General features: G+C 70.6%; 4 protein-coding genes. 1 reads left to right on the plus strand and 3 read right to left on the minus strand.

The window, feature by feature from the left end; genetic code table 11:
• Both VFZ20_RS07015 and VFZ20_RS07020 read right to left on the minus strand, forming a co-directional pair.
• A partial coding sequence (locus VFZ20_RS07015; RefSeq protein ID WP_329683131.1) for a hypothetical protein occupies positions 1 to 741 on the minus strand: 741 nt, incomplete at its 3' end.
• A gap of 364 nt (positions 742 to 1,105) precedes the next feature.
• A complete protein-coding gene (locus VFZ20_RS07020) occupies positions 1,106 to 1,507 on the minus strand; it encodes a hypothetical protein (protein WP_329683132.1) in 402 nt (133 codons plus the stop codon).
• A 365-nt stretch (positions 1,508 to 1,872) separates the two neighbouring features.
• Here VFZ20_RS07020 and VFZ20_RS07025 point away from each other — a divergent pair, with 365 nt between their 5' ends.
• Positions 1,873 to 2,637, plus strand: a complete 765-nt coding sequence (locus tag VFZ20_RS07025; protein WP_329683133.1) for a hypothetical protein — start codon at positions 1,873 to 1,875, stop codon at positions 2,635 to 2,637.
• A 200-nt stretch (positions 2,638 to 2,837) separates the two neighbouring features.
• On the opposite strand, the gene VFZ20_RS07030 is transcribed toward VFZ20_RS07025, so the two are convergent.
• Positions 2,838 to 3,545 (minus strand): YoaK family protein, encoded by a 708-nt coding sequence (locus VFZ20_RS07030; protein WP_329683134.1) that lies wholly within the window; start codon positions 3,543 to 3,545, stop codon positions 2,838 to 2,840.
• Between the last annotated feature and the right edge of the window lie 4 nt (positions 3,546 to 3,549).

Consider the following 3,549-nt stretch of genomic DNA (forward strand, 5'->3'; position numbering starts at 1 on the left):
CTCTACCCAGCCAGCATCCTCCACCCCCGTCACACCCGACTGCCGCGCCCGCAGCTGCACCGACGCGCGGCTCCCCGCCCCGCCCGCCGTGTAGTTCACGCTGACCGACACGGTGGCGCCCGCCGCTATCTGGACGGAATCGGCCACGGCGCACGTGACCTGCGTGCCCGTGTCCACGTCACGGCAGACGGCATGCAGCCTGTACCACGCGCTCAGCGGTCCCGTATTTTTCACCGTGAACGCGTACGCCCGTGCCCCCGGCTGCACGTTGTCCGCGCCGCCGTCCGGGCCCACCGCCACCCCCGGCACCCCAAAGGCGTACGTGGCCGTGGCCGTGCGGCAGTTGCCGCTCTGGTCGCAGATGGTGGCCTGCAGCGTGTTGCCGCCCGGCTGCAGGGTGACGGTCCCCAGCGCCACGGCGCGCGGGGGCGCCGGGACCGTGCGCGTGTACTGGAACGCCGATGTCACCGTCGTCCCGTTCAGCTTGATCAAGAGGGAGGGATCGTCCAGCGTCTGCCCGTCCGAAAGCGTCACCCGCACGGGGATCGACTGCTGCGCGTACGTCCCGCTCACCGGGCTGAAGACGATGTTCGGCTGGACCACGTCGTTTTCGCCCGGACAGTCCTGGGTGCACGCTCCCTGCGCGGCCGCGGGGATCGCGGCCAAGAGCAGCGTCGGCAGCAGCCCCATCGCGAGCAGCAGCGTGCGGAGGGTCCTTCCGCGCCAGGACGAGACAAGCATGGTGCAGAGATTGTGACAAAAAATGCGGAGATGGTGCGGCATGGGACCGGGCGGGTCGGGGGGAGTCGATCGGGGCAGACCGATGCGGATGGGGCGAGCGCTCGGACGGCGGTACAACGAGCCAGCGGGGCGCATCCTGACACGCGGGCCGGCGCGGGCCGATTCGCGCGTACCGTCAGGATAAGGAAGGGCAGCCGGCCCGTTCAAGCCCGCGCGTGAAAGCGGCCGCGGCGCTGGAACAAGGTGCGCGGCGAGTTGCTCGATGCCGGTTCAGCGCCGGTGCAAGGACGCTCGCGGCGGACGACGAACGCCGGCCCCGTGCGGCGGGGGCCGGCGTTTCGCTTCGTCCTCGGGTGGAGGGGGATCAGGCGGCGGCGTAGCGGGTGCGCAGCTCCGTGAGCCACTCGGGCTTGGGCTTGCCGCTGCGCTCGTAGCCGCTGTCCATGGCGGCCAGCACCGTCAGGGCGGCGTCACGGCGCGGGGCGGGCCCCAGGTCGTGCACCAGGACGGCCAGCGCCGCGGTGGCGTCTTCGGTCTCCACGGCGCCCTTCTGCACGGCGCCGTACCGCACGTACCACGTACGCAGGCGGCGGACGGTGGGCGCGTACGGGGCGGTGCCGTCCAGGAACTTGCGGAGTCCCGTGGGGCTCATCCCCATCTCCCGCGCCACCTTGCGGAGCGAGGTGTTTTCCACCCGTGCCGCCGCAACCTCGCGCATGTGGCGGATGCTCACGCTGCGCGGATCCGCCGGGATCTGGTCCGTCATCTTGGCTTCCTTCCCCCTGGTGTCGTAATGGGTGCGCTGCCGCACTCGTTTACGCAGGAAATATAATACCGAAGATAAGCCGAAGCAAGCCCTGGATGTGCTCGCCGTGGCGGCTTTCACGTGGATTCGCGCGGTTCAGAAAACCCGCATGGGAGCTGGATTTTTCGCGCGCATCCGGGGAGAAGCGGCGTGTTTCCTGGACCTCCGGGAACCGTCCACCTTCGCCGCTTTCTACGGGTGACAAAGTTTACGGCACGTCGGGCAGGCGGAATCTTCTCCGGGTCGGGAACCGTACCCGTCGCGGACGCCGCGCGGCTTTTGACGGATCCCGCGCGGAAGCCGATATTCAGGATCTACGGTCCCACGTGAAGGCCATCCGCCCGGGAGAGAGCATGCTGGACGAGCGCAGGTACGGCGACGACGAGGTCGCGGAGATCTTTCGGGCCGCGGCCACCCCCGCGGCCCCGGCGGCGGGCGGGGGCTCGGCCGCCGTGGCGCCCGCGGCGGGATTCACGCTGGCGGAGCTGCAGTCCATCGGCGGCGAGGCGGGACTGGCGCCGGAGCGCGTGGCCCAGGCGGCCGCCGCGCTGGACCTGCGCCGCAACGTCGTGGTCCGCCGCGACCTGGGGATTCCCGTTTCGGTGGGCCGTACGGTGGAGCTGCCGCGCGCTCCCATGGACCGCGAGTGGGAGATGATCGTGGCGGACCTGCGCGACACGTTCCGCGCCCGGGGCCGCGTGGAGGTGAACGGCGACCTGCGCGAGTGGCGCAACGGAAACCTGCACGCGTACGTGGAGCCCACGCCCGCGGGCTACCGGCTGCGCATCCGCACCACCAAGGGCGATGCCGCCGGCACCAACCGCATGGGCGCCATGAGCCTGGTGGCGGCCCTGGTCACGCTCGTGATCATGTTCGCCTCGGGCACCCTGGCGGAGTCGTTCTTCGTCCCGATGATGCTGGCACTGATGGGCGCGGGCACGCTGGGCTACAACGCGCTGCGCCTGCCCGGCTGGGCAAGCGAGCGCGAGGCGCAGATGGAGGAGGTCGCCGCCCGCGCCGTGAGCCTGCTGAGCGCGCCGGCGCCGACGGCTGCCAACTCCCTGCCCGGCACAACGTCCAGCGCGAGCTGAAGCGACGCACCTCGCACCCTTCCGGGTCGCTGATCTACACCGTCGGCGAGTCAGGTGAACAAATGCGAAGCGGGGAGTCCGGACGGGTTCCCCGCTTCGTACCTTCGTACCTTCGTACCTTCGTACCTTCGTACCTTCGTACCTTCGTACCTTCGTACCTTCGTACCTTCGTACCTTCGTACCTTCGTACCTCGTCCCGATCAGCGCCCCGCGGCGGATCGCGACCGCGCGTGCATCCACGCGTAGTAGAGGGTGCCCGCGGTCCCGCACCCCGCAGCCGCGAGCAGGAGCGCGCGCATGCCCATCCGGTCCAGCGCGAGCGCGCCCAGCACCCCGCCCGTGAAGAAGGCCAGCAGAATGCCGGTGAGCAGCACCATCTTCCACGGGCTCGTACGGCGGTGCCGCACCCAGTGGCCCAGCATGACGCCGATGTCCGTGACGATGCCCGTCACGTGCGTGGTGCGGATCACGAGCCCGTAGTAGCTGCTCGCCATGGCGTTCTGGATCCCGAGCGCCATGGCGGCCACGGGTACGCCGGACGGATGCCCCCGGAGCAGCAGCTCGGACGCCGCGGCGAGCAGGGCGCCTTCCAGCCACAGCGTCACGCCGTATCGCCGCCCCGGCTGCAGCTTTCGCCCGCCGATGACGGCCCCGCAGACGACGCAGCCCGCCAGGAAGCCGGCCACGATCCACAGGACGAGGCGGAGGTCCGAGGCGTCTCCGTGGACGATATCGATCCCCGCGCGCGACACGGCGCCGCTCATGTGGCTCACGGGGACGTGAAAGAAGCCCAGCACCACGACGTTGACGAACCCCGCGACGCCCGCGAGCGACGTGGCGCCCGTGAAGACCCAGGGGCGGTCGCGCCTGTCGGGCCCGCGGCGCGAGTGAGGGCGTGCGTAGGGCATCTAC

The sequence above is a fragment of the Longimicrobium sp. genome (assembly GCF_036280135.1).
Lineage (GTDB): Bacteria > Gemmatimonadota > Gemmatimonadetes > Longimicrobiales > Longimicrobiaceae > Longimicrobium.